25 protein-coding genes are annotated in these 24331 nt (G+C 40.0%); 9 read left to right on the top strand and 16 right to left on the bottom strand.

Annotated elements, in window-relative coordinates; translation table 11 throughout:
• Positions 1–4: 4 nt before the first annotated feature.
• Positions 5–1699: an ABC transporter substrate-binding protein gene (locus tag NSQ54_06800; GenBank protein ID WYP27792.1), complete on the bottom strand. Its 1695-nt coding sequence runs from the start codon at positions 1697–1699 to the stop codon at positions 5–7.
• A 133-nt stretch (positions 1700–1832) separates the two neighbouring features.
• Between NSQ54_06800 and NSQ54_06795 the strand changes: the two genes are divergently transcribed.
• Positions 1833–3047: an MFS transporter gene (locus NSQ54_06795; protein ID WYP27791.1), complete on the top strand. Its 1215-nt coding sequence runs from the start codon at positions 1833–1835 to the stop codon at positions 3045–3047.
• A 48-nt stretch (positions 3048–3095) separates the two neighbouring features.
• On the opposite strand, the gene NSQ54_06790 is transcribed toward NSQ54_06795, so the two are convergent.
• The 5 genes from NSQ54_06790 to NSQ54_06770 are packed head-to-tail and all read right to left on the bottom strand — an operon-like array spanning position 3096 to position 6804.
• On the bottom strand, positions 3096–3845 hold the full coding sequence (locus tag NSQ54_06790) for a methyltransferase domain-containing protein (protein WYP27790.1): 750 nt from the start codon (positions 3843–3845) through the stop codon (positions 3096–3098).
• Between the two features lie 17 nt (positions 3846–3862).
• Positions 3863–4333 carry a GNAT family N-acetyltransferase gene (locus NSQ54_06785; GenBank protein WYP27789.1) on the bottom strand — a complete coding sequence of 157 codons (471 nt, stop codon included), beginning with the start codon at positions 4331–4333 and terminating at the stop codon, positions 3863–3865.
• A gap of 9 nt (positions 4334–4342) precedes the next feature.
• Positions 4343–5281 (bottom strand): HD domain-containing protein, encoded by a 939-nt coding sequence (locus NSQ54_06780; GenBank protein WYP27788.1) that lies wholly within the window; start codon positions 5279–5281, stop codon positions 4343–4345.
• 18 nt (positions 5282–5299) lie between these two features.
• Entirely contained in the window at positions 5300–5803 is a 504-nt protein-coding gene (locus NSQ54_06775; protein ID WYP27787.1) for a GrpB family protein, read from the bottom strand.
• Between the two features lie 41 nt (positions 5804–5844).
• Positions 5845–6804, bottom strand: coding sequence for a hypothetical protein (locus NSQ54_06770; protein ID WYP27786.1), 960 nt, complete (start codon positions 6802–6804; stop codon positions 5845–5847).
• 178 nt (positions 6805–6982) lie between these two features.
• Between NSQ54_06770 and NSQ54_06765 the strand changes: the two genes are divergently transcribed.
• On the top strand, positions 6983–7903 hold the full coding sequence (locus tag NSQ54_06765; GenBank protein ID WYP27785.1) for an LD-carboxypeptidase: 921 nt from the start codon (positions 6983–6985) through the stop codon (positions 7901–7903).
• Here the strand turns inward: NSQ54_06765 and NSQ54_06760 are convergent.
• The 4 genes from NSQ54_06760 to NSQ54_06745 all read right to left on the bottom strand — a co-directional run bounded on the left by NSQ54_06760 (position 7900) and on the right by NSQ54_06745 (position 11968).
• Positions 7900–8460 carry a GNAT family protein gene (locus NSQ54_06760; protein WYP27784.1) on the bottom strand — a complete coding sequence of 187 codons (561 nt, stop codon included), beginning with the start codon at positions 8458–8460 and terminating at the stop codon, positions 7900–7902. The two genes, NSQ54_06765 and NSQ54_06760, sit on opposite strands and share 4 nt — an antisense overlap.
• Before the next feature lie 17 nt (positions 8461–8477).
• The gene (locus tag NSQ54_06755) at positions 8478–9797 is read right to left on the bottom strand and encodes an amidohydrolase (protein WYP27783.1); all 1320 of its coding nucleotides are present in this window, start codon (positions 9795–9797) and stop codon (positions 8478–8480) included.
• A 188-nt stretch (positions 9798–9985) separates the two neighbouring features.
• On the bottom strand, positions 9986–10981 hold the full coding sequence (locus NSQ54_06750; GenBank protein ID WYP27782.1) for a Gfo/Idh/MocA family oxidoreductase: 996 nt from the start codon (positions 10979–10981) through the stop codon (positions 9986–9988).
• An 81-nt stretch (positions 10982–11062) separates the two neighbouring features.
• On the bottom strand, positions 11063–11968 hold the full coding sequence (locus NSQ54_06745; GenBank protein WYP27781.1) for an AraC family transcriptional regulator: 906 nt from the start codon (positions 11966–11968) through the stop codon (positions 11063–11065).
• Positions 11969–12090: 122 nt separating this feature from the next.
• Here NSQ54_06745 and NSQ54_06740 point away from each other — a divergent pair, with 122 nt between their 5' ends.
• Genes NSQ54_06740 through NSQ54_06720 form a run of 5 tightly spaced genes read left to right on the top strand, consistent with a single transcriptional unit; the run spans position 12091 to position 17107 of the window.
• Positions 12091–12837, top strand: a complete 747-nt coding sequence (locus NSQ54_06740; protein ID WYP27780.1) for a sugar phosphate isomerase/epimerase — start codon at positions 12091–12093, stop codon at positions 12835–12837.
• A gap of 19 nt (positions 12838–12856) precedes the next feature.
• On the top strand, positions 12857–13966 hold the full coding sequence (locus NSQ54_06735) for a Gfo/Idh/MocA family oxidoreductase (GenBank protein ID WYP27779.1): 1110 nt from the start codon (positions 12857–12859) through the stop codon (positions 13964–13966).
• Positions 13967–13985: 19 nt separating this feature from the next.
• Positions 13986–15284, top strand: a complete 1299-nt coding sequence (locus tag NSQ54_06730) for an ABC transporter substrate-binding protein (GenBank protein ID WYP28513.1) — start codon at positions 13986–13988, stop codon at positions 15282–15284.
• Positions 15285–15319: 35 nt separating this feature from the next.
• Complete coding sequence (locus NSQ54_06725; protein ID WYP27778.1) at positions 15320–16255, top strand: sugar ABC transporter permease; 936 nt, start codon at positions 15320–15322, stop codon at positions 16253–16255.
• 15 nt (positions 16256–16270) lie between these two features.
• Positions 16271–17107 (top strand): carbohydrate ABC transporter permease, encoded by an 837-nt coding sequence (locus NSQ54_06720; GenBank protein ID WYP27777.1) that lies wholly within the window; start codon positions 16271–16273, stop codon positions 17105–17107.
• A 37-nt stretch (positions 17108–17144) separates the two neighbouring features.
• Here the strand turns inward: NSQ54_06720 and NSQ54_06715 are convergent, their stop codons facing one another.
• Positions 17145–18074, bottom strand: coding sequence for a YhcN/YlaJ family sporulation lipoprotein (locus NSQ54_06715; protein ID WYP27776.1), 930 nt, complete (start codon positions 18072–18074; stop codon positions 17145–17147).
• An 89-nt stretch (positions 18075–18163) separates the two neighbouring features.
• A complete protein-coding gene (gene safA, locus NSQ54_06710; protein WYP27775.1) occupies positions 18164–19447 on the bottom strand; it encodes a SafA/ExsA family spore coat assembly protein in 1284 nt (427 codons plus the stop codon).
• Positions 19448–19601: 154 nt separating this feature from the next.
• Between safA and NSQ54_06705 the strand changes: the two genes are divergently transcribed.
• Positions 19602–20141, top strand: coding sequence for a transcription repressor NadR (locus NSQ54_06705; GenBank protein WYP27774.1), 540 nt, complete (start codon positions 19602–19604; stop codon positions 20139–20141).
• Between the two features lie 36 nt (positions 20142–20177).
• Here NSQ54_06705 and pheA read toward each other — a convergent pair whose 3' ends face one another.
• The 4 genes from pheA to NSQ54_06685 all read right to left on the bottom strand — a co-directional run bounded on the left by pheA (position 20178) and on the right by NSQ54_06685 (position 23519).
• Positions 20178–21056 carry a prephenate dehydratase gene (gene pheA, locus NSQ54_06700; GenBank protein ID WYP27773.1) on the bottom strand — a complete coding sequence of 293 codons (879 nt, stop codon included), beginning with the start codon at positions 21054–21056 and terminating at the stop codon, positions 20178–20180.
• 18 nt (positions 21057–21074) lie between these two features.
• The gene (locus NSQ54_06695; protein ID WYP27772.1) at positions 21075–21515 is read right to left on the bottom strand and encodes an ACT domain-containing protein; all 441 of its coding nucleotides are present in this window, start codon (positions 21513–21515) and stop codon (positions 21075–21077) included.
• 123 nt (positions 21516–21638) lie between these two features.
• Positions 21639–22922 carry a GTPase ObgE gene (gene obgE, locus NSQ54_06690; protein WYP27771.1) on the bottom strand — a complete coding sequence of 428 codons (1284 nt, stop codon included), beginning with the start codon at positions 22920–22922 and terminating at the stop codon, positions 21639–21641.
• A 54-nt stretch (positions 22923–22976) separates the two neighbouring features.
• The gene (locus NSQ54_06685) at positions 22977–23519 is read right to left on the bottom strand and encodes a Spo0B domain-containing protein (GenBank protein WYP27770.1); all 543 of its coding nucleotides are present in this window, start codon (positions 23517–23519) and stop codon (positions 22977–22979) included.
• Positions 23520–24153: 634 nt separating this feature from the next.
• Here NSQ54_06685 and NSQ54_06680 point away from each other — a divergent pair.
• Positions 24154–24297, top strand: coding sequence for a YrzI family small protein (locus tag NSQ54_06680; protein ID WYP27769.1), 144 nt, complete (start codon positions 24154–24156; stop codon positions 24295–24297).
• The last annotated feature ends 34 nt before the right edge of the window (positions 24298–24331 follow it).

The raw sequence follows: 24331 nt of genomic DNA, 5'->3' as shown, positions 1-24331 counted from the left end.
CTTTTTATGACAACCACAATTTACTGAAATCCAAATGCCCAAACGAATGATGGCTAGCATCCTGAATAATAGGATCTAATTTTCTTTTTATAACTGGATGATATAAAAAAACTAGGTGGTATCCTTCTTTTAAATAGAGTTCAACATCATTAATGATTTGTTCTCTATTCTGATAAGAGGTGGATTCTTCAAATGATCTAATCATATTTAATAATTTATGTTTATCCGTTTCTTGTAAGTAGGGCAGAAAATAGAGCTGCTCATTTTTAAACATACTTAAAAACGATAAATGCCAATCAGGAGAAAAGACTACTTTCATGAAAAGGAGATCTACCTCATTCATGATCATGGGTTCATAAAACTGCTCATGAGCAATTGGATTTAGAATCAGGTTTATGCCAAATTCTCTTGCTTCCTGAATCAACCACAATGCTTCTCGTTCAGTTAATTCATTTTTAAGATAACCTACTTTTAGTACTTCACCATTATAATTAGATCGACTCAGTAAATCTGGTATGAGATGTTTTTGTTTTAAAAGCTGTGTCGAACGTTCTTCGCTAAAGGTACTTGCTTCTTTCACTTCAAATGATAAGTCCGCTGCTAATTTTGAAATGTCTAATAAATGAAAAATGGCTTCTCTAAGATATGTATTCTGAAGCAACTGATTTGACTGCTGATTAAACAATAAACTAACCACACACATATCATGTACTGAATACTCTTCAGGCTGACTCGTCTGTTCCGGCACATGCTGTAAGTACATACTATCTTCTGCGTCCTTAGAAATGGTGTGAAAATGCACTTCATCTATTAACGCTCGTTCTTTAAAATAATGCTCGAATGCTTGCAATACTAACTTTGTCCTTGTTCTTTCCTTTAACATAAATGGTCCTGTTCCAATCCACTCATGCTCATTAAATGAGGTAAACTCAGGTAATATAACGAGCGTGGGTGTAGAAAGCATATGTAAAAAGAGAGCATTTTTCTTTCGTAAATGAAAGCTCACTTTAAAAGGCGACTCCGCTTTAACTTCTTTTATCGAGTCAACAAGCCAGGAATACCGCTTACTCTTTTTAAGTCTATGAATGGTAGAAACAACATCTGTACTACTCAATTTTTCCATGTTGTGAAAGTAAATATCTTTACGAAGGTAAAAGGTATAGATTTGTTCTGATTGATCTACTTTAAAGTGGTGCGCTAGATGCGGGATGATCCGAGACTGGTCTGTATCGAACTGAACGAGTGTGTCTCCGAGCTGCCTAATTAGGTGTACCTCCAGAGCAATGGCTGATAGCGTTGGATCAAGAGTGGTTATTTCACGTGATTTGAAGGTATATAGAATGTCTTTGGACTCTTCACTTCGCTTGAAGCCTAATAACCTTTGAAAATCTGCTGAAACATCAATGATCCATGGCTTAGGTATAGGCAATCTCAAAATGAAGGCAAGCTGATCCAGATTATTTGATTGTACGTACTTTTTAACATAGTGTTCAACTTCATCTCTAAATGGTTGATGAAATGTTAATACAGAATAATGTCCCCGACCTTTTCCTGGCACGTATTGAAAGTAACCCTCAGCTTCCATTTGCTTAAGAATACGTTTGACATTCCTCCTCGTACAAAACCATAATCCTTCTACCATATCGTGATTAAAAGGCACGGATAACTGCTCCTCACGTTCATACAAAAATGCTCTCAATTCTAAATACTTCTCCTCCACGTTCTTCACCTTCCTAAAAGGGGACATCAAATACTAATCTCTGTTCTTTTTACCTCTTTTCAAAAAACTGATAATGAAATCAAACAAAAACAGTTGATTGGGGAGATGTTGATTGATTCATAAGAACTATATTCTTTATTTCTTTGTAACAATTCTGTTCAAACTAAGTGACAAAATGTATGTTATCGCTATTCCATGGTTAGTTTATGAGCTTACTCAATCTTCAATAAGCACCGGACTTATGTTTTTTGTGCAGACACTACCACTTATTTTTATTGCTCCTATTGCTGGTACTCTAGCTGACCGGGTTTCTCGAAAAAAGCTTATGATTTTTAGTGCAATGCTTCAAGGGAGCTTAGTCCTTCTTATTCCAGTTTTGCATCAATTAAATTTACTTCAGATCGGGTTTCTTTATCTCATTGGCTTTCTAGTCGCAAGCGCTGGTGCTTGTTTTAATGTGACTAATAGCACCGTCATCCCTCAGCTATTCAAAAAAGAATCGTTGATGCGTGTAAACTCTCTTTTTCAAATCATTGATACGAGTTCTGTTTTATTCGGTAGTATGGCAGCAGGTATTCTAATTAGTTTCATGGGTGTATATTCACTATTTTTTGTGCTTGGCGTAGCCTATCTCCCAATTGTTGTTTCGTTGCTCCTCTTAACATTGCTTCACCCATTTAGCTCAAATCATAAAAAGACAAGCTGGCAATCCCTTAAAGAAGGAGCAAGCTATCTATGGACACATCCTATTCTCAGGTCGTTAACATGGCTCATTTTCATTGTAAATATTGCAAATGGTTCATTACTTAGTATGCTTGTTTTTTATTCTCGCGACGAAATTGGTGTGACCTCTACGGAGTTGGGTTGGATTTACGCAGGTGCCGGCGTAGCACAGTTTATAGGTATCTTATTGTTAAATGTAGTAAAAGCTTCGAAACAGACGCTATATGCAATGACGATTGTTCTTTTTGTAAGTGCGATTGGCATTATCCTAACAGCTTTCAGTTGGAATTGGTTTAGTTTAATGATTTGTATTTCCGTACAAAGTGCACCAGTCATCATGTTTAATGTCCTAAATAAAACATTTAGACAAAACATTGTCCCTGCCAATCTGTTAGGAAGAGTTAATGGTTTAGTCATGATGATTGGACTCGCCTCATTACCTTTAGCTGGTTTCTTCTCTGGCCTTCTCTCAGAGATCATTAATATACGATGGATATTCTTTGGATTAGGTCTCCTGTCGTTACTGGCGGTCTTCCAATTTAGAAGAGTAGGCAACAAACAGAAGATCGACTCTTCCCGTTCGGAGGTCGAGTTAACGTCCTAATCATCTAAAGACTTAAAGGATTCATTATCCTTTAAGTCCTTATTGCTTCTACCCTTTTCTAGCCTTCACGATAAATGTTGCAGGAAGCAGAGCTGCTTTTTGAGTGGCATACCATTTACTTGGATCACCCATGTTACTTTCCTCAGGTATATACACATCATCAAGAATTTTTTCAATACTAAACCCGCACTCAACTAAAGTATTTACATAGGTACTTAGTTTAATATGATGCGTAATAACACGATCTGGCCATGCTTCGTTCCACTCAGGACCTTCCTCGAGATATGATTTATGAAAGGTGTAGTTGCCTTCTTTGTAAGTAATTCGGTCGTGCATGGGATGTTCCCAGCTAAAGATGAATGTGCCATTTGGTTTTAGATACGTATAAATGTTAGAAAGCGTTTGTTTTAAATCAACCGTCCAACCTAATGCGTAAATTGAATAGGCAATGTCAAAATAATTTGTTGGTAAGCCCGGGTTTTCTTCCATAGGAGACACAAATAATTGTTGAACCTTTTGATTCTTTAACACTTCATGAGAGGTTCTAATTTGCTTTTCAGACAGGTCGAGACCCCATAATTCCTCGGCTCCTTGTTGTGCCATATAATGCAAGGAGTGACCACTTCCGCATCCGATATCCAACACTTTTTTACCCTCAATTGAGTCAAATAACTGTAATTGATCTTCACGGTACGCATGAGGTCCATATTCAGGTAAGGCTGTTCTTCCAAAAAAGCGTTCAGCTGACCGTTCCCACCCTGCTTTATTCACTTCTAAAATCTTCTGTGCATTTTCCATTGATCATTCTCCCTTGACTATAGTCTTTTCTCAAATACAACTCGGTCATTACCTGTACCATCATAATTCGTTTGCACTTCAATTCCATTTACTAATGTATCACCCGAACAAATCGCAAATCCCATCCTTTGATGGTATGCGATTGAGCTTTTATTTTGTGGAGAAGTAATACAACGCACGATGCTCCGTTGTTCTTTTTGAACCTTCTGAAAAAAATGACGATACAAGGTTTGTCCTATTTTCTGCCTGCGATAGTCTGGATGAACGCCAACAAAATGAATATAGGCTTCATGTGGATGAGTCTGCGAAAGAAATCCTACTAGAAATCCTATCATTTCTCCCTTCTCTTCCATGATAAAACTTGTTTGATTAAAGTGATGGAAGAACAACGCTGGCAGCATATGTGCCATCTCTCTCCCTCCCCACCATTCGTTGATAACGGAGAGTATTAGTTGTTTGTCATTTACATCTAATGTGCGAATCTCCATTTCTTCACCTCATAATAAAGTCACTTCATATTCTTTTCTTAATTGATTTAATTGCTGCGTATGCGTTTTGGCAAGTTGTGTGTGAGACATATCTTGACCTAAAAGCAATGGTAAACGGTGATACACTTTTCCTTTTGGAACATGGAGACCATGAGTGGAGAGTTTATCTGATACTTGTATGCGATGCGGCGCAAATAACAGGGTGTTCATAAGATTCTGGACTTTTAGATTCGACGATTGCAAAAGGCGCGAAGTTAACTCAGCATCTACTAAAAACGAAATATCGTCTTGAACGGATAATTGATGCAAGCGAACCGTTTCGCTTAGTAACTGATCAACCGCTTTTAACAATGGAGCATGCATCGTTTGATGATCTTTGAGGATAAGGTCAAGCAGCCAATCTACCGTTTGAGCGTCCGTTGAGATTCCTTCATTAGTACATGAAAGTCTTGAAAGCAAATCATGGGTACTTCCATTTAATCTACCCATCATATATGTATCTCTTATAAAACTATCTAAGTGATCCAACCCTAAGATAGCATCAGTTCCTGTTAATGGTGACTGTTGATTTAGCAAATCGCAGATGTGTTTTGGCGTCAAACCAGCCTTATGTAAAATCGTTTTTAGTTCATCACTTTGGATGTACGTTTCTGTGAGGTGGTGATGATTGTAGCCCAGTGTACGCTCAATCGCATGGGAAAATGGTAAATGTCCAATATCGTGTAATAAGGCGGCCGCCCTTATTTCAATCCACTCTGGAAAAAAGTGTACAGCAAGCTTCCAAACACCTACCGTGTGCTCCAGACGGCTATGTGTAACAGGAGAAACAAAGGATCCGCCTCCATAATGGGCTAAGTGTTTTAGTCTTTGAAAATAGGAAGATTGCATGATTTCAACTTCCCAAAAGAATGGGCGAATCTCTGGATAAAGTGGTTCCCTTAAAAACATGATGATCATCTCACTTTACTACGTTAAGGTTCTTGAAAAATGTATATATGCTTCCGATTCAAGTAACGACTCAATAAATGTAGATTTTTTCTTGCGATATAAGTCCATCGGTTGACCGTTGTACGTAAGTTTGAGCTGATTATACTGCTCTTGTGCTGTGGGGTTCTCTTTGAGGTATTTGGTTACTTTCCAAAAGTGATCAATTTCAGAATGGATGACTGTTAATTGAATACCAATCGGTAACTCGTCTTCTATTTCAAAAGCGCTGAAAAAAGATGTTTGAGAGCTACCTGTGTTTAATCCGTAGATGGTTAATAATGATTGTTTTGCTTGTTGAAAATCCTCTTGTTTTACTCGTACTTGAAAATCAAGATCGCCCTTTGTTAATGCATTAGATACAGCCGTACTTCCAACATGATGAATATCAGCATTAGGTACCAATCGTTGAATCTGAATCGAATGGTTTTGGACCATTCGATTCAGTATGGTTTGATCTACTGTTTTTAGTTCAAAGATTTGCATATGATAGCCTCGCTTCGAGTTCGGTACGTGAAATTTTTAAGTTAAGCACCTGTAAAAGAAAATTGAAACTTCATTGGTTCTCCTACTGCCGCTCCTGAAGCTTGATTGGTTGGTGCATCCGTTAATCCATAAATTGAATAAACGTCTCCAATGCTTACTCCATCTAACATATAAAATAACGTAATATGATGTTCAGTATAAGGCTGAAGATCGCCATATCCTCTTCCCGATGCACTAAACATCTCATTCGCATAAAAAGAATGGCTTCCAGAATCTAACCTGGTATTATCTAAATAAAATAATATAGGATCGCCACTTGTGTTTGTCACAACTGCATCTAATTGAATGTATTCCACATTTTCACCAGCTACACCTGCAAGACTTGGCTCAGTAATTTCTCCACTAATTTTGCTTGCACTCTTTAATTGAACTTGAACAGGGCCTGATTGAAGGGTTTGAATATTTTTGAGAGATGCTTCAATTGTGAACGCTCCAGATTCTGTTTGAACAGTTGCACCAGTCGAACCATCAGCAGTTAATGGACCTCTAGTATGGTGAATGGCTTCATAGCTTTGTGGTTGCTGTTCTTGTTCCGGTTCTGCTTCTGGCTCAGGTTCTGTTTCTTGTTCCGGTTCTGCTTCTGGCTCAGATTCTGTTTCTTGTTCTTCCTTTTGCTCTATTTCTTCATCTGATTCATCAGTTACCTCTGAATCTGAAGTTGAAGCAACTTCCATTTCTTCCTCCGCGTCTTTCTTTTTTGTAGTAACATTCTCTTCGGTCTCTGATGAACTTTCTCCTGTAGACTCTTCTTCGCTTTCTTCGTTCGTCTCTTTGTCTTCAGGTTCTTCTTCATTTTCCTCTAAAGCTAGTGATTCTTTTTGATCCTGAGCAAGAGTTTTTGATTCGGAATGAGTAGCCGGTAGAGACTCCTCATTTTGCTCGCCACATGCTGCTAATAGACAAGTAACAGCGACGAGTAAAGTAATCGATCGTTTTTTCAACTTTTCGTCCTCCCTTTTATCTACTATAAGAGTAACAAATGGTTCCACTTTTTCTCAAGAAAGGATTTTCAGTGATTAGAATAAACATAGGGATAATCATACTCTTCTTTTCATAAATAAGGATTTCCTTCTAGCTCAATGCATATATATGTTGACGAAGATAAAAAGGAGGTACCCCATGGCAAATAAACCAGCTCCCTTACAGTCTGGTGATACGATTGGCATTGTGACGCTTGGCAGTCCGCTCGATCCAGCTGTTATTAATACACGAGCCGACTATCTGCGCACTTTAGGATTTAACGTAATATTTGGTGATTACGTTTTTGCACAAGATGGATTCCTTGCAGGAACACCAGAGCAGCGAGCCTCTGACCTTATGAAGATGTTTAGTAATCCAGATGTTAAGATGATTTTACCTAGTCGGGGTGGCGTAGGGGTGGCAGGTATTCTGCCTTATCTTGATTTTGATGTGATTAAAGAGAATCCAAAAATTTTAACAGGATATAGTGACATTACGGTCTTACAAAATGTTCTGTATCAATATGCAGACCTCTTAAGCTTCCAGAGTCTATTGCTGATTGATTTTCGCCCAACCACACCTAGTTATAATTTTAATCAGTTTTTTGGGGCTGTTTCTGCACCCATTCCAAGAAAACTCTTAACGAACCCCCCAGATATACCTTTAGTCAGTCTAGTGCCAGGCAATGTAACTGGTGAAATAATTGGTGGAAATTTAACGTCTTTTGTAGACACACTCGGAACAGAATTTGAGATTGATGCAAGAGGTAAAATACTTGTTCTTGAAGAAACGCATGAACCGATTAATACCGTTTATCGATATATGAGTCATTTAAATGCGGCAGGTGTTTTTGATAATGTAGCCGGTATTATTACGGGTGAATGCACAAATTGCCAGGACGCTTACGGAGTTAGTTACAATGAACTCATTCAGTCCTTCCTAGTCCCACTTGGAAAGCCTCTAATCACAAATCTCTCGACTGCTCATGGTATTTATAAAGCATGTGTTCCCATTGGAGCAAGTGTAAATATGGATGCGATAAACTCCCTTATTACCATTCTTGAGCCGACTGTCACTTAAGGTGATTCCTTTTCAGTCGGCTGTTTCCATTCAGTTCTTAATAACCCGTATATTGTATGATCAACATAACGATCGTAGAGTTTTTCTGCTTGGCGAATACACCCTTCATTCACAAAACCTAAGCGCTGCGGTATCCTTTGGCTTTTAGCATTGTGAACTGCTACGCGAATCTCGACCTTGTTTAGCTCCATCGTGGTAAACGCATGATGAATAAGACCTTTTACAACAGCTGTCATCCATCCCCTACCTTCGTATTCAGCCCCTAACCAATAGCCAATTTTAACAATTTGATTTGTTCGATCAATCTCATTAAAGCCAGCCACTCCAACAATCGTGTTATTGTACCTTATGGCTAAGACTAAACGCTTCTCGGCTTCTCTATCCATTTCAGCAAACTCAATAAATTGCCTCGTGTCCTCCACTCGTTGGATTCGATCAACCCATGGCAACCATGCGCGCAAGGATTCTCGAGACTGATCCGTTAATCTAAACAATGCGTCTGCGTCTCCTACCCGGAATGGTGCGACAATCAATTGGTCTGTTATATGTACTTTCATTTTTTTGTTCCTCTCCGTTAAATTTCAAGAATTCCTTGACCATTCTCCGCACAAATTAAATATGCTAATGCATTTACAGCCACAGGTAATGCTCCCTCATCAAAATCAAATAAACGATGATGATGCCCTGCTGCGAGCGGTGTCCCATATATCATATAGGCTGCTTTTCCACCTGCTTGCTGGGTGGCTTTCATCATGTAGGTCACATCCTCTGATCCATTTAATTCGAGTTCAGGATGAATATCCGTAACCACAGTACTCTGTGCTAAAACTCTCGGAATCTGTTTGGCCCAATACGAGTCTGTTTCTGCTGTTACCCCTTCTCCTACAATCTCTATATCAGCATCGACGCCATACATTAAAGCTGCTCCTTGAATTCGACGTGTGGCCTCTTCTTTCATATACTGATTTTCAAGCGTTGTTGCTCCTCTTGTTTCTAGCTGAAGCGTCGCCTCTCCTGGAACGATATTCCTGCCTGTACCTGCTTGCAAGGTTCCAACATTTATTCGAGTAGCCCCTTCCCCATGTGGAGCAATCGAATGAAGAGCTAAAACCATAGACGAAGCAGCTAAGAGTGCATTTTTTCCTTCATGAGGACTCATTCCAGCATGTGCCGTTTTTCCTTTTATCTTCACATCCAGCTTTGAAGTAGCCAATATCCCTGTCGCCCGCGCAACAATCGTACCTACCGGCAATGAATGAATGCCTAAATGACCACTTAGAAAAAGGTCGGCATCCTCTAGCCAGCCTTTAGCAACCATTGCATTCGCGCCTCTACTTCCTTCTTCAGCTGGTTGAAAAAGTAATGTGTACCGCCCATTTAATTGTTCCTTATGTTGATGAAGGAACCGTGCAATTCCTAAGCCAATAGCTGTATGACCATCATGACCACATGCGTGCATGACCCCTGCGTTTCTTGAACGGAACCCTTCTTTGCTTGGGATGTGATCGTGTTCCTCCGCTTCCTCGATTGGAAGTGCATCAATGTCAAAACGTAAAACGATATGGTTTCCTGCTCGACCGGTATCAAGAGTAGCTACTACACCTGTGTGACCACTTTGAATTTGATTGAGAAATTCTCGAGGCACTCCTTGCCTAAGTGCGCGCTGTTCATGCTCCTCTAACTCCTCTTTTCTCGGCACACCAAAACGAGATCCAGTATCCACTGCATCCTTACCAATGTGTAACGTGAAATCAAGTGACAGTAATTTTTTGTAAATGAAGTAGGTTGTCACATATTCACAAAATCCTACTTCCGCATGTTGATGTAACTCTCGTCTCCAGCACTTTAATTCAGGTTCAATCATGCCTGTCCAGGTGTGTAATATGTGTCTCAAGACTTGTAGTCTCCTCACGTAGTAAGCTTAAAATAGTAGATAAACAGTAAGTGAACTCTTCAAATTTGAGTATAGCATGTTTCACAGTCAATCGTTTGTCACCTTTATAAATTTATCGTATTTTCTGACAAAATAGTAATCATGAAAAACCCGTGAAGATCCGTTCACAGGTTTTCTTTTTATACAGCTTATTTAGTTAGCAAAACCCTCGTGCCTTCTTCTGCCGATTTTTTTGCTGCTTCGTTCAATCTCGTTAATTGGATCATATCATCACTCGTGATTCGCGGAGTCTGCTTGTGCAGGATTTCGTTGACCCATTGTTGCATTGCGCTACTTTCTTTCTCGGGAAGCTTAGGGGTCTGCCATCCTTCATGTTCAAGCTCGCTCGAACGAATTCGTAGGTTTTGCTCTTCAATTAGAATGCTTCCCTTCGTCCCATGTAGTTCAAGGATAAACGGACTACCACCGGCAACGAATCCAGCTTCGATCACACCAATAACACCTGATTTATGACGAGTAATGACCGTTGCATGGTCATCAACTTCCTTTCCCGTAAAGCTCCCCATCTCACACATGACCGATTCGACCTTACCAGCCAAGCGATTTGTTAAGTAAATCGGATGAGCACCTAAGTCGATTAACGCTCCTCCACCACATTGTTCTTTATTAAAAAAATGCTCGGGAAGCCAGCCACTCGGATTTGCCTCCGTTGATACAGCACCACCATGCTCTAATCTGCAACGGATGGATGTTAACGTACCTAAGAGTCCCTGATTCAAAGCTTCTTCGGCATAAAGGTAAGTCGGATCGTTTAATCGTGGTAAGGAAAGCATTAGTGACACGCCCTGACCATTAACAGCTTCTAGTATTTCTTCACATTCAGCTGTTGTTAAAGCTAACACCTTCTCAGAAAATACGTGTTTATTCGCCTCTACAGCTGCCATGATAACGTCTCGATGCATGACTGTTGGTGTATCAACGATGACCCCTTCAATCTCATCTTGTGCAAGGAGATTATCCAAATCAGCATAAAAAGGTACGTTAAGTTCATCAGCCCAAACCTGACCTCTTTTTGCGTCTTCATCCCAAACGGCAGTGATCTCCAAATCGTTCTGTTCAAGTGCTTCTCTTGCATAGTCATTAGCGTGAACATGCCACCTACTCAACATTGCTACTTTCACCATCGAATCACTCCCAATAAGTAATCGCTTTCAATCTTATCGTAATGAGAATGTACAATTGGTGTCAAGACAAAAATCTGATATTTATTTCAAATCGTTTGCTTCTAGCTTTTTTCTGAATTGATAAGGTGAGCTTTTTTTGAACTGCTTAAATTGTTGAATAAAATAGCTTGTACTTGAATAACCAACCGTTACAGCTATTTCTGTGATGGTTACACTTGTTGTCGATAACAGTTTCTCAGCTTCTGTTATTCGCACATAATTTAATAGCTCTGTAAATGAACGTCCAGTGATTGATTTTATTTTCCGGGAAAAGTAACTGTAGCTTAGCTTGCACTCCTTTGCAGCGTCTCTCGCCGTAATTGGAGATGCATAGTTTTTTTCAATGAGATCAAACACTTCACGCATCAGTGTAAACTCGGTCTCACTATAAGGATCGGTTTCACGAACGACCACTCCTTGATTTCTCCAGTGACGAAGAACTTCTAAGAAAATGGAACAAATATGAATACGTATCGCAAAATCATAGCCATATTCTTTCATGTAGAACTCTTTCATCATCTCTTCAATAATGATAGGAATGCGTGTCGCGATTGTTTCTTTTTTAGTAAGTAATGTTTGTGGACTCGTCTTAGCCATGGTGAATGGAAGCACATATTTTGATTCAAAAATAGAGCGGGATGTTGAATACAATACTTCTGGCTCCAGTTTAATTACTAAATATCGCGTGTCCTCTCCCTCATCTGCATAAATAGAATGAACCTCGTTTGAATTGATAATGACTAAATCCCCTTCTTGCATAAAAAATGTTTCACCGCCAACAAAGATACGAGCCTTTCCTGAAAATGAATACAACAATTCAATCGCTTCATGAAAATGTGGTTTTGCAATTTGATGTAGCGGAGAACTATGTTCCATATGACATTGAATAGGCTGCTTTAAGGCACTTTCCTTTAAAACTGGCTCATGCTGCACTTCTTTTTGAATCATACGTATCCACTCCATTTATAAGAATGACAAATATCTGACACTTTATAATAGTTTCACTATATCACCTGTGTTCTCCTCATGATACATTTTTACTTAAGAAAAGATCAGAAAGGTGTGTCTGAATGAGTAAAATTGGATTACAGCTTTATTCATTAAAAGAACGTTGCGCAGATAATTTTATCGGCACGCTTGCAGATGTTGCAAAGGCTGGGTATGACGGTGTTGAGTTTGCTGGATACTTCGGTGTCCCAAGTAAAGAATTAAAAAAACATCTTGATGCAAATCAGCTGCAGGTAGCTGGTAGTCATGTTGGCATTAATGAGCTTGAATCAAATCTTGATCAAGTGATTCATGATTCGCTCGAAATTGAAAACCCTTTCATCGTTTGTCCAGGTTTACCTGCTCATTACCGGAATTCTTTGGATGCCTACAAAAAAACAGCTGAATTGTTCTCGCGTATCGGAGAGTCATGCAAGCGTCATGGCATAGCATTTGGCTATCACAATCATGATATTGAGCTTCAAACATTTGATGGTCATTATGGCCTTGACCTACTCTTCTCACATAGCGAGTCGGAACATGTTCAAATGGAGCTTGACACGTATTGGCTTGAAGTCACAGGTCTAAAAACGGTGGATTGGATTAATCGTTATCAGCAGCGTATCCAAGCTCTGCATATAAAGGATATGAACAATTTGACTGAAAAACGTAATGTAGAAATCGGATCGGGCATCATGGATTTTCAATCCATCGTCGCCGCTGCACGCCCCTATCATATTGACTGGTTTATCGTCGAACAAGAGGAATTTACAATGGATCAATTAGAATCCATTACTAAAAGTGCTTCATACTTAAAAACAATTTTATAATAAAAGGAGAGTGTTCATAATGGAAAGAGTTGTACGTGTTGGAATGATTGGTTGCGGTGGAATTGCAAATGGGAAACAAATGCCAAGCCTTGCAAAGGTGAAGGAAGTTGAGATGGTGGCTTTCTGTGACATCGTTTATGATAAAGCGCAAAAAGCAGCAGAAGAATACGGAACAGAGGACGCCAAGGTATACACAGACTATACGGAACTATTAAAAGATCCATCCATTGACGTTGTTCACGTCTGCACACCAAATAAATCACACTCTTACATTAGTATTGCTGCGATGGAAGCTGACAAGCACGTACTCTGCGAGAAGCCGATGGCTAAATCAGCAGAAGAAGCTCGTGAAATGGTTGAAGTATCAAAACGTACGGGTAAAAAACTGACCATTGGCTACGACAATCGTTACCGGAATGATTCTCTTTACCTGAAAGAATTAGTGGATCAGGATGAATTAGGTGAAGTGTATTATGCAAAGGCTCACGCTGTTAGACGAAGAGCCGTTCCAACCTGGGGGGTGTTCTTAAATGAAGACGAACAAGGTGGCGGTCCACTTATTGATATTGGGACTCATGCAATCGATCTGACGCTTTGGACGATGAACAATTACAAAGTCAAAAGTGTCGTTGGAAATGTATACTACAAGCTTTCTCAAACTGAAAATGCAGCAAATGCGTTCGGGCCGTGGGACCCTAAAGAGTTTACAGTAGAAGATTCTGCGTTCGCCTTTATTACAATGGAGAATGGAGCTACTGTTACACTTGAAGCTAGTTGGGCTTTAAATACATTGGATGTGGACGAAGCCAAAACCACGCTTTGCGGAACAAAAGCAGGTGCAGATATGCGCGATGGTCTTCGCATTAACGGTGAAAAGCTTAGCAGACTGTATGTGACGAAACCAGATTTGAATGCTGGTGGCGTAGCTTATTACGATGGTGGGTCAGAAAGCCAGGCTGATCGTGAGGCAAGACTTTGGATTGAAGCCATTTTAGAAGACAAAGAACCATTTGTAAAACCGGAGCAGGCACTCGTTGTCAGCGAAATCTTAGAGGCGATTTATGAGTCATCCAAAACGGGCAAAACGATTTATTTTGATCAGAAAGAAGAATCCACTACTTCCATCTAAGGAGTGATGCCGCTTGGCTATGATGAACGTAACTGCTTATAAACGTTCCTTGTATTGCATTGGATTCAGTACAATTTTAATCACTGCCGGCTGTCAAACTCAAGAGGCTACAGAAGAAATTGAAGTACCTATTTCTGTCGAAGGTAAAACAACGGTTTCTTACTGGCATAACCTTACAGGAAGAGGCCAAGAAGCTCTTGAACAAGTTGTAGAGGACTTTAATAGGAGTCAGGGTGAAATCTTCGTCCAAGCTATATACAGCGCTTCATCTGAAGGAGACGATCAACGGTTACTAACGGCTATTGCCGGCGGTAACCCTCCTGATCTAGCTCATTTTGATCGGTTTAAGGTTGCACAATATGCCTCCGAGAATTCACTTGAATCCTTGACACCATTTATCGAACGGGATCAATTTGAGATGGAGAAATACTACGATTATGCTTCACTTGAAACCATGTACGATGATGAATATTATGCCATTCCCCTAACAACCGATTCACGATTGTTGTTCTACAATAAGGATCGCTTTGAAGAAGTTGGCCTAGATCCTGAAAATCCTCCAGCTTCAATTAATGAATTAGAAGATGCTATAGAACGTCTAACGACTTTTGAAAGCGGTAACATAAAACAGATTGGCATGGTTCCATGGACTGCTCAAGGGTGGTTTTATACATGGGGTTGGGCCTTTGGTGGCGAGTTTTATGATGAAGAAACAGGAGAATTAACGCTTACAGATCCTAAAAATGTTGAAGCTCTTGAATGGTTAGTCAGTTTTGCAGAAAAATATGATGCTGCTACGATTACTAGTTTTGATACTGCACAAGGAAGCAACGAAATGGACCCTTTTAACCTTGAATTATACAGCATGAAAATTGACGGTCCCTTTGCTATCTCAAACATTAAACAATACAATCCAGATTTAAACTTCGGAGTCACTCCAATTCCTACTCCAACTGGTGATCAATTCTCAACTTGGTCTGGAGGTATGTCATTAATTATGCCAAAAGGAGCGAAGAATCAAGACGAGGCCTGGGAATTCATGAAGTACTTTGGTAGTGAGGAAGGTCAACGAACATTTAATGAAATGGATAATCAAATGTCTGTGATCGATACCGTAAATGAGGATTTGTATCGAGATGATCCTATTATGAGCGAATTTATTGATATCCTTCCTCAATCGAATGCGCGTCCTCCTATTGCAAACGGGCAATTTTTATGGAACCAACTTGACAAAATGGTAGAATACGCAATTCACGGCAGAGGAGAGTCAGAAGAGTTGCTTAAAAAGGTCCACAAACGAGTAAACGAGAGACAGTAGTCGTCGCTCGCTAATTTTGAGTGGAGGGATTTGAAATGAAAACAGGTCAAAAGCTTACCGTTAATAAAAAAATGGCTCGTGCTCCTAAATCAAAACGTTCAAATGAGACGTTAACAGGTTGGTTGTTTGCCTCACCCTGGGTTATAGGGCTTTTATTGTTTTTTGCATATCCGCTGATCTCCTCCATTTACTACAGCTTCACGGATTATAGTATTTTTCAGGCTGGAGATTTCGTTGGTATGAGTAACTATAAAGAGCTTATGACTGATGAATTGTTTTGGATATCTATAGGTAACACCATTTATTTTGCAGTCCTTTTTGTTCCTCTAAGCATTATATTTGGCGTTGCTTTAGCCATGGTGTTAAATATGAAAATAAAAGGAATGTCGGTGTATCGGACAATCTTTTTCCTACCGACACTTGTCCCACATGTTGCGCTAGCTATTCTCTGGATATGGTTGTTGAACCCAGAGTTTGGGCTCATAAATGCTGGTCTTGAATTCATCGGTATTGATGGACCCGCATGGCTGGGTAGTACATTCTGGTCAAAACCTTCCCTAATTCTTATGTCTTTGTGGGGCATGGGCCAAGCAATTATTATTTACCTAGCCGGACTTGGCGATATCTCTGAAGAATATTATGAAGCAGCAGATGTTGATGGTGCAAGCTTTCTACAAAAAACCTTCAAAATTACACTCCCACTTTTAACTCCAGTTATTTTCTTTAATCTTGTCATGGGATTCATAGGAGCATTCCAACAGTTTACCCTGCCTTATACAATGACAAATGGTTCGGGTAGCCCCGCCGATTCTTTAACTTTCTACGTTATGTATTTATATGATAACGCTTTTAATTATTTCCGGATGGGATATGCTTCAGCAATGGCCTGGATACTCTTCATCATCATCATGGGATTAACAGCTTTTGTCTTCTGGACATCAAAACGTTGGGTACATTACCAAGGAGATTAAAGGAGGTTCAAGAATATGAGTGCTATCACCCAAAAAAGAATGAAGACAATTTATGCTCATTCCGTGTTGATCTTAGCTTCCGTCCTATTCCTCGTCCCTTTTATATGGATGGTATCGACTTCGTTAAAACCTCTCACACAAGTGTTTAGCTTCCCACCAGAATTCATCCCGCGACCTATTCAATGGGAGAATTATGTTGAAGCGACAAAGTATATTCCATTCTGGAAATATACGTTTAACACGGCGGTTATCACCATTCTAAGTACGATTGGTGTCATGATTAGTTGCCCTATCGTTGCTTATAGCTTTGCAAAATTAAAATGGCGCGGACGAAATGTATTGTTTGTCATTACTATTGGGGTGATGATGATACCTGCTCAAGTAACAATGATCCCCCTTTTCCTTCTTTTTAATCAGCTTGGATGGGTGGGGACAAATTTACCTTTGATCGTCCCGGCCTTCTTTGGAGTTCCGTTTTCGATCTTCTTATTAAGACAATTTTTTAAGGGGCTACCGGATACTTTACGCGAAGCTGCAAAGATTGATGGAGCCAGTGAATGGCGAATCTATTGGCAAATCATGTTCCCACTCGCAAGGCCAGCAGTGTTAGCTATCGCCCTATTTCAATTTATGGCTTCCTGGACTGACTTTCTTGGACCTCTCATCTATTTAACAAATGAAACGTCTTACACACTTTCACTAGGACTTCAACAGTTCCAAAATCAACAAGGGTCACAATGGCATATGATGATGGCTGTATCAACGTTAATGACTCTTCCTATCATTATTTTGTTCTTTTTCATGCAAAAAACATTTATACGTGGGATTACTTTTACTGGTATTAAAGGGTAAAGAAAAAATCGATGAGTTTCCTCATCGATTTTTCTTATTAACGACGCATTCCTTCAAAAGGACGTTTTGCAGCATCGCCCAAGTCTTTCATCATATCGTCCATTGTGTTGCGGACATTATCAAACGCTTCGCCATTTCGTAGCTTGTCGTCAGCATTTTGTACTTTGTTAAAGGCTTCTGAATCGGTTAGAACTCGTACATCTTTCCCGTTCGTTAAATCTTTTACTTCATTTTTAATCTTCTCACTTACGTCTTCTTTGTGTTTCCCATCTTCCATAACTGCAATGACAACTTGGTCGCCATATGATACTACACGAGCATCTTTTATGCCGTCCATTTTTGCAACATGTGAACGAACGTTTTCAACCGTTTTGCCATCATAATCATCTGCATAGTTCATGGCATTTGAACGCGCGTTTTGATTATGCATGTTGTCACGGCTTTCTACACCAAAACGACTGTCTCGAGGAAGTTTTTTCCCGTGACCTGTTTCCATACGTGTAGCACCACGGTAAATCATCCCGTTATCGTCAATCATACCGACACGGTCGTTACCTGTAATTCCACGTGAAAGACCCTTCATATGGTTACGGTTCTCGTAGTTTGAGCGTTTGACGCTTGTTCCGTCCATTTTCAAGCCACGATTTTGGTTCTTACCATAAGCGCCACCACGATCGTTTTGACCATGCATGCCACCTTGATCATTTGTACCATTCATGCCACTATAATTGCCTTGTCCGTAAGTGCCACCCTGATAGTTTGTCCCATAACGATTTCCACGCATTCCTGCGTATCCATCATCTGGAGTCATCATATCTGTGACTGGACCCTCTGAATTCATATGCGTACGATTTGAGTGATTCATCCCCTGAGAATTTGCACCCGAATTGTCGTTATTTCCACATGCACCTAAAAGTCCAGTTGATAAAAGTACGGCTGTTGTTACAGTAAGCGTTAGTTTCTTCATATTTGTTTTTGCCTCCTTTCGACATTATTTTGTCTAAAGGAGGCTTATCTTACACTGTTAGTTCTTGGGCACAATGTAAGGATTAAAAATTAATCCTCATAATCATCCTGTTCCTTGTATTGATTAATCTGTTCAGGCTGCTGATATCTTGACATCGGAATCATCTGACCTTGTGGATTCATCATCATTGGCTCAGTAGGCGCATAACCAAATCCTTCTGACTGTTGATATCCATTTTGATATGGCTCAGGCTGCTGATATGGACTCGGTTGCATGTAAGGATTGGGTTGATTGCCATACATCGGCATAGAACCCATTGGCCATTGACCATGATGGTGGCCTGAATGATGAGGTCTAGGCGGTGAGCACGGAGCACAGCCTGGCATCATCGGACTAATTGGAGTATAAGGTGAGTGATGCTGCTTTGTACCATACTCCATGCCACCCCAAGGTTGATTAGGCATATGTTGTGGTGCCATAGGCATTGGTTGATTCGGGATCATAGACCCTTGCTGCGCCATTGGCCATCCTTGATTCGGGTTCATCGCTCCTTGTTGGGCTGTTGGCCAGCCTTGGTTTGGACTCATCGCCCCTTGTTGAGCGATGGGCATGCCTTGGTTTGGGTTCATCGCTCCTTGTTGGGCTGTTGGCCACCCTTGGTTTGGGCTCATTGCTCCTTGCTGGGCAGTTGGCATGCCTTGGTTCGGGTTCATGGACCCTTGTTGGGCAGCTGGTGCACCTTGGTTTGGTTTCATTGCTCCTTGTTGGGCTGTTGGCCAGGCTTGATTAGGGTTCACGGACCCTTTTTGAGCAGTAGGCATGCCTTGATTCGGTTTCATTGCTCCTTGTTGGGCAGTAGGCTTACTTTGATTTGGTTGACTACCCTTTTGTACTGTTGGTTTTACATTTGGTTCTGATGTTCCTTTTGTTTGTACCGGCTTTTGAGCCGTTGGTTTTTCCGCTGTCTTTTTAGGGGGAGGCGGTGGTGTATTTGCCGGTTTCTCCTGCATATAAATGTTCATATTAGCTTGATAATTTTTAGTTGTTTCCTTTGCCGGTTTATGCGGCATCATAACAGGTGGCGCTTTAGGCATTGAAGGTTTTTTGACTTCTTTTTTTGGTGTTGCCTCAACCTTCACTTGTTCTTTTTTACTTTCCTTAGGTTTAACTGTTTCCTTGGAATAATCCTTTGCAACCCCTGCTTCTTTCTTAACAGCGACACTGCCTGAAGGAATCTTAATCTTCATTCCAGGCATGATCATATCCGGATTAGCAAGCTGTGAGTTAGCTTTCTTTAATTCCGTGAAATCAACACCATACGCTTTTGAAAGCTTCCAAAGCGTATCTCCTTTTTGTACAATATGAATTTTCACATGATCAACCCTTTCTTAGTCATCCGTTTAGTGTATGCGGGACTTGGGCATATTGACACATTCGCTTAATTTCCTACCGCCAATAGTGTATGTGAGCCTTTTTTAAAATAGACCATGTTATACTAATAAAAGAAGGCTAAAGGGAGTTGTGAACATGACAAAAGGTGATAAATTAGTTGGCGACACTAGACGTACAGCCATTTTAAATTGGTTATCAGAGGATTCTAAGCCCATTACCGGTAGTGAACTTGCAAGACGCTCAAATGTGAGTAGACAAATTATCGTTCAGGATATTTCTATACTAAAAGCAAAAAATCATGAAATTTTTGCAACAGCTCAAGGGTATATGTTACTTCCAGAACCAAAAACCTCAAAGGTAACTCAATTGCTTGCATGCAAACACGATTTAACACAAACAAAAGATGAATTATATATTATGGTTGATCACGGACTTATTGTACGCGATGTAATTGTTGAACACTCTTTATACGGTGAGTTAACAGCCTCTCTCATGATTAAAACGCGTGCTGATGCGGATTTATTCTACAAACAGATAAGCCAATCAGGCTCGCAGCTTTTATCAACACTTACAGAAGGTGTTCATTTACATACCGTTGAAGCAGAAGAAGCATCGCAGATAGAGCAGGCAAAAGAAGCGTTACGTGCAAATCATATCTTACTTGAGGACAACTAAAAAATGGAGAAGGTCATCTAGGACCTCCTCCATTTTTTAATTTACGGCCGATTTTTCTTTTAAATCACTTAATGAATAACACGTATAGCTCCCAAGTAGTTCTACCTTACAACCAAGAACTTCAAGCTCAGAGATCGCACCCGGAATTAAGACATCGTCCATTTTTTGATCAATGTCGATGATAAAATAATAATTCCCAAGCCCTGTTTTTGTTGGTCTTGATTCAATCTTTGATAAGTTAAGCTTGCGCCACGCAAAAGCTGACAATACCTGATGAAGCGCCCCTGTGTAATCCTCAGGTAACGTGATCATCAAAGTGGTTCTGTCACTTATTTTGTATGGGCCACTTACATCATATTGCTCATTGTTACGTCCAAGAACGAGAAAGCGTGTCCGGTTACTACTATAGTCTTGAATGTCTTGATGAACCATCGTTAAGCCGTATTCTTTTGCGGCCAGTTCATTGGCAATACAAGCAACAGGCTCAGCCGGGTTTGCTGCAAGCCACGCAGCAGCAGATCCGGTAGAATTTGTATATTCAACGGTTGCCGCAGGATATGTTTCTTTTAAGAAATCATGACACTGTGCAAGGGCATGAGGATGTGAAAGAACACGTTCGGGTTGATTTCCTTTTTCAAGCTGGATGGGATGCATCAAAAATTGCTGGGCAATTGTAACCGTCACGCCTGCAATAATTGGCAGTCTTTGCTTATGAATCAAGTAATCGAGCGTAATATTCACGGATCCCTCAATCGTATTCTCAATTGGAACAACAGTTAAATCTAAGTCGTGCTGCGCTACCTTGTCCATACTTAAAGGAATCGTTTGACAAGGAATTAATTCTTCATTCGGGAATAAAGCAGTAGCTGCCATCTCTGTAAATGTTCCTTTTGGTCCTAAAAAGCCGACTTTCATTTAAAAACTCTTCCTTTCTCAACCTGAACCAGCAAGTTCTACTTTCTCAACAGCCTTCAGTTTTTTCATTTGCTCGAATAACTCATCGAGCTGCATCGTAATGGGAGCCGTATCAATAGATAATGTAATATGAGCTCTTCCCTGCAGTGGGATTGTTTGATTAATCGTTAAAATGTTCGCACCCGTATTTGCTACAATCATTAACAATTCAGATAATGTTCCAGACTTGTCCAATAGATTAATCGATAATGTGACGATTTTTTCCTTCGCCATTGCATGAAAGGGAAAAATTCCGTCTTTATATTTGTAAAATGCACTCCGGCTTAAACCGACTTTCTGAGCCGCTTCGTTAATTTTCTTCGCCTCTCCAGACTGTAGCATGGATTTAGCTTCTAATGTTTTAATCATTGCATCTGTTAAGATATCTTCTCTTATAAGGAAGAACCGTCTCGCTGACATGCCACTTCATCTCCCTGATTTATACACTGTTCACTACGAGTGTACAAAAGTACTCTCCCCTATTATAGGAGGTACACCTTCATTTGACAACCAAAAAAGGAGATGCAAGCATCCCCCTTTCTGCTATTCGATAAATTCGAATTCGTAATTTAAGATACGTACTAGCTCTCCATGTTGAGCTCCACGTTCACGTAAGGCAGCATCTACACCCATTTTACGGAGTTGACGCGCGAAACGACGAACCGATTCATCACGTTGGAAGTCAGTCATCTTAAAGATTCTCTCCAGTTCCACACCGGCAACGTCATACACTCCGTCATCAGCACGCGTAATAATAAATGGTTCTTTTCTTTTTTCATGCTTGTATAATACACGTGTTTCTTCTTCACTTTCCTCATATAGAGGGAATTCTGGTGCCTGTTCAAGTTCATCAGCAACTTTTGATAGCAACCCTTTTAATCCATCCTTTGTCAGGGCGGATACAGGGAAAATTGGTGTGTCTTCTGTTAGCTGTTCACGGAACATCTCCAGGTTATCAGCCGCTTCAGGCATGTCCATTTTATTAGCAACAATCACCTTTGGACGTTCTGTTAGACGCAGGTTATACTGCTTTAACTCATCCTGGATACTTAGATAATCCTGATAAGGATCACGTCCCTCAATTGCCGCCATGTCAACAACATGGACGATCACTCTTGTACGTTCAATGTGGCGAAGGAATTGATGCCCAAGTCCAGTTCCTTCATGTGCTCCTTCAATTAGTCCAGGCAAATCCGCCATAACAAAGCTACGGTGGTCTACCGTTTCAACTACACCTAGGTTAGGAGCAAGCGTTGTAAAATGATAATCTCCAATTTTAGGCTTTGCAGCTGATACAACGGATAATAACGTTGATTTACCTACACTAGGGAATCCAACCAAACCTACATCTGCGAGTAACTTAAGTTCTAACGTAACTTCTCGCTCTTGTCCTGGCTCCCCGTTCTCCGCAGTATCAGGAGCAGGATTTGCTGGTGTCGCGAAACGAGTGTTTCCACGTCCACCTCGTCCACCTTTTGCAATGACGGCCTTTTGACCAGCTTCTGTTAAGTCAGCAATAATTTGACCTGTCAATTCATCCACAACGGTTGTACCAGGTGGAACCTTAACAATCATATCATCTGCATTTCTTCCATGCTGATTTTTAGGGCGACCATTTTCTCCTTTAGGCGCTTTAAAATGTCTGTTGTAACGGAAATCCATTAACGTACGTAAGCCTTCCTCAACTACAAACACAACACTTGCACCTCGGCCACCATCTCCACCAGCTGGTCCGCCATCAGGAACGTACTTTTCTCTACGATAGGAGACTTGACCGTTCCCGCCATCTCCTCCTTTGGCATAAATCTTTACTTTATCTACAAACATGTTTTTCACCTCTAATACGTATTTACCGCGTCAAACAAACGGTCTTGCTATTCCTTACACTTTCTTTATCAATATAGTAATTACGCATTCATACTCATCTTGATGCAACAGGGCACATATTAAGTTTGAATCGTTCGCTACGTTTAATAAGTCTTTCCAATCGGCTTCTTTTAACTCTGTTTCTCCAATAAAACGGAATGTTAGTAAGCAATCTTGCTCCGAATAGTCAAACGTTATCATGACGCTGTTCTCAGATGTAAAAGAAGACGATTGATCAAATTGATTCATAATTGAACGAGTCATTAAAAGAAGTGGCTCTCCCCAGCTTTCAAGTGACCATTCCTCGCCAGTCATCTCATAATTTAAATCAACCTTTTGACTACCCCAATTATAACCGATCAGAAAAAGGCTCAATTCAGGAACTCCAATATTACAAAGTTTGCTTTCTGAAATTGACTTTTGAGTTGTTTGCTCAATGATTTCTTCTATACGGTGATAATGCCCAAGAGCTAAATTTCCTTTTATCAATTGTAGAATATTTAACCAATCATGTCTTGTATGTGTAAGTGTCGATAAAAGTTCCTCGTGTCGGGTCATTCAAACTCTCCTCGTTTTTCACCTTGTATGAACAGAGTGTATAAAGTGTACAAACCATTTTATCACAGAATATCCCGTACAAACAGCTAAGTTCGGAATCTCTGCATACGGAGTGAAAGAAATACTTAATTCTCATCCATATTTTCACTATTCTTGTATAGTTTCATACATATATTTGTCAACCCTTTTATGCTAATTGTCGTTTTATTTTCACAAAAAGACTTTACAATTTATTATTTGTTGGCTATACTTGGAAACGTATTAACAAATCGAAAGGAGCTGAGTACTATGTTTAACCTACATCTTGATACACCGATGACGAACTTACACAAACTGAATATTCATATACTCACGCCCATCTGTTTTCGATGAAAACTGGCTATTAAAAGACCACTAATCCAATGTTTAGGATCTTGATATTGTCGCAGGGATGAGATCATTCCTGCGGCTTTTTATATCTTGTAAAAATCCGCGGTGCATGCTGCGGATTTTTTGTGCTCTTTTTTAATAGAAATAATTTGATTAGGAGGAATAAAATGTGATGACCATGATGAAAGGCTCACTCGTATTAGATTGGTATAAAAAGGTGAAAGGCTTAACCTGAAGGAATTTGGTTAGATAGGAGGAAATGAACATGAATTTGCACTTTATCTTTTTCACAATTGTGATTAAAAAGCGCGTTTTTTCAGAAGCTGAATTAAAAGAAATTGAACGTCAGCAAAGACTCTCTGAAGAACTAGAAGCAACACGCACAAAATATCTTACGTATATCCGCTAAATCCGATATACGTAAGAGGCTAGGACCTATTCGT

The organism is Alkalihalobacillus sp. FSL W8-0930 (assembly GCA_037965595.1).
GTDB lineage: Bacteria > Bacillota > Bacilli > Bacillales > Bacillaceae_D > Alkalicoccobacillus.
This window is presented reverse-complemented; position numbering and strand designations above follow the sequence as displayed.

What these genes read in the sequence shown, in the direction of transcription:
- NSQ54_06775 (WYP27787.1), bottom strand. Translation starts at nt 5,803, where the DNA reads ATGCAAATCTTTGAACTAAAAACAGTAGATCAAACCATACTGAATCGA.
- NSQ54_06680 (WYP27769.1), top strand. Translation starts at nt 24,154, where the DNA reads ATGAATTTGCACTTTATCTTTTTCACAATTGTGATTAAAAAGCGCGTT.
- NSQ54_06765 (WYP27785.1), top strand. Translation starts at nt 6,983, where the DNA reads ATGGCAAATAAACCAGCTCCCTTACAGTCTGGTGATACGATTGGCATT.
- NSQ54_06725 (WYP27778.1), top strand. Translation starts at nt 15,320, where the DNA reads ATGAAAACAGGTCAAAAGCTTACCGTTAATAAAAAAATGGCTCGTGCT.
- NSQ54_06695 (WYP27772.1), bottom strand. Translation starts at nt 21,515, where the DNA reads ATGTCAGCGAGACGGTTCTTCCTTATAAGAGAAGATATCTTAACAGAT.
- obgE (WYP27771.1), bottom strand. Translation starts at nt 22,922, where the DNA reads ATGTTTGTAGATAAAGTAAAGATTTATGCCAAAGGAGGAGATGGCGGG.
- NSQ54_06735 (WYP27779.1), top strand. Translation starts at nt 12,857, where the DNA reads ATGGAAAGAGTTGTACGTGTTGGAATGATTGGTTGCGGTGGAATTGCA.
- NSQ54_06780 (WYP27788.1), bottom strand. Translation starts at nt 5,281, where the DNA reads ATGTTTTTAAGGGAACCACTTTATCCAGAGATTCGCCCATTCTTTTGG.
- NSQ54_06685 (WYP27770.1), bottom strand. Translation starts at nt 23,519, where the DNA reads ATGACCCGACACGAGGAACTTTTATCGACACTTACACATACAAGACAT.
- NSQ54_06720 (WYP27777.1), top strand. Translation starts at nt 16,271, where the DNA reads ATGAGTGCTATCACCCAAAAAAGAATGAAGACAATTTATGCTCATTCC.
- pheA (WYP27773.1), bottom strand. Translation starts at nt 21,056, where the DNA reads ATGAAAGTCGGCTTTTTAGGACCAAAAGGAACATTTACAGAGATGGCA.
- NSQ54_06745 (WYP27781.1), bottom strand. Translation starts at nt 11,968, where the DNA reads ATGATTCAAAAAGAAGTGCAGCATGAGCCAGTTTTAAAGGAAAGTGCC.
- NSQ54_06730 (WYP28513.1), top strand. Translation starts at nt 13,986, where the DNA reads ATGATGAACGTAACTGCTTATAAACGTTCCTTGTATTGCATTGGATTC.
- NSQ54_06750 (WYP27782.1), bottom strand. Translation starts at nt 10,981, where the DNA reads ATGGTGAAAGTAGCAATGTTGAGTAGGTGGCATGTTCACGCTAATGAC.
- NSQ54_06760 (WYP27784.1), bottom strand. Translation starts at nt 8,460, where the DNA reads ATGAAAGTACATATAACAGACCAATTGATTGTCGCACCATTCCGGGTA.
- NSQ54_06790 (WYP27790.1), bottom strand. Translation starts at nt 3,845, where the DNA reads ATGGAAAATGCACAGAAGATTTTAGAAGTGAATAAAGCAGGGTGGGAA.
- NSQ54_06785 (WYP27789.1), bottom strand. Translation starts at nt 4,333, where the DNA reads ATGGAGATTCGCACATTAGATGTAAATGACAAACAACTAATACTCTCC.
- NSQ54_06740 (WYP27780.1), top strand. Translation starts at nt 12,091, where the DNA reads ATGAGTAAAATTGGATTACAGCTTTATTCATTAAAAGAACGTTGCGCA.
- NSQ54_06705 (WYP27774.1), top strand. Translation starts at nt 19,602, where the DNA reads ATGACAAAAGGTGATAAATTAGTTGGCGACACTAGACGTACAGCCATT.
- NSQ54_06715 (WYP27776.1), bottom strand. Translation starts at nt 18,074, where the DNA reads ATGAAGAAACTAACGCTTACTGTAACAACAGCCGTACTTTTATCAACT.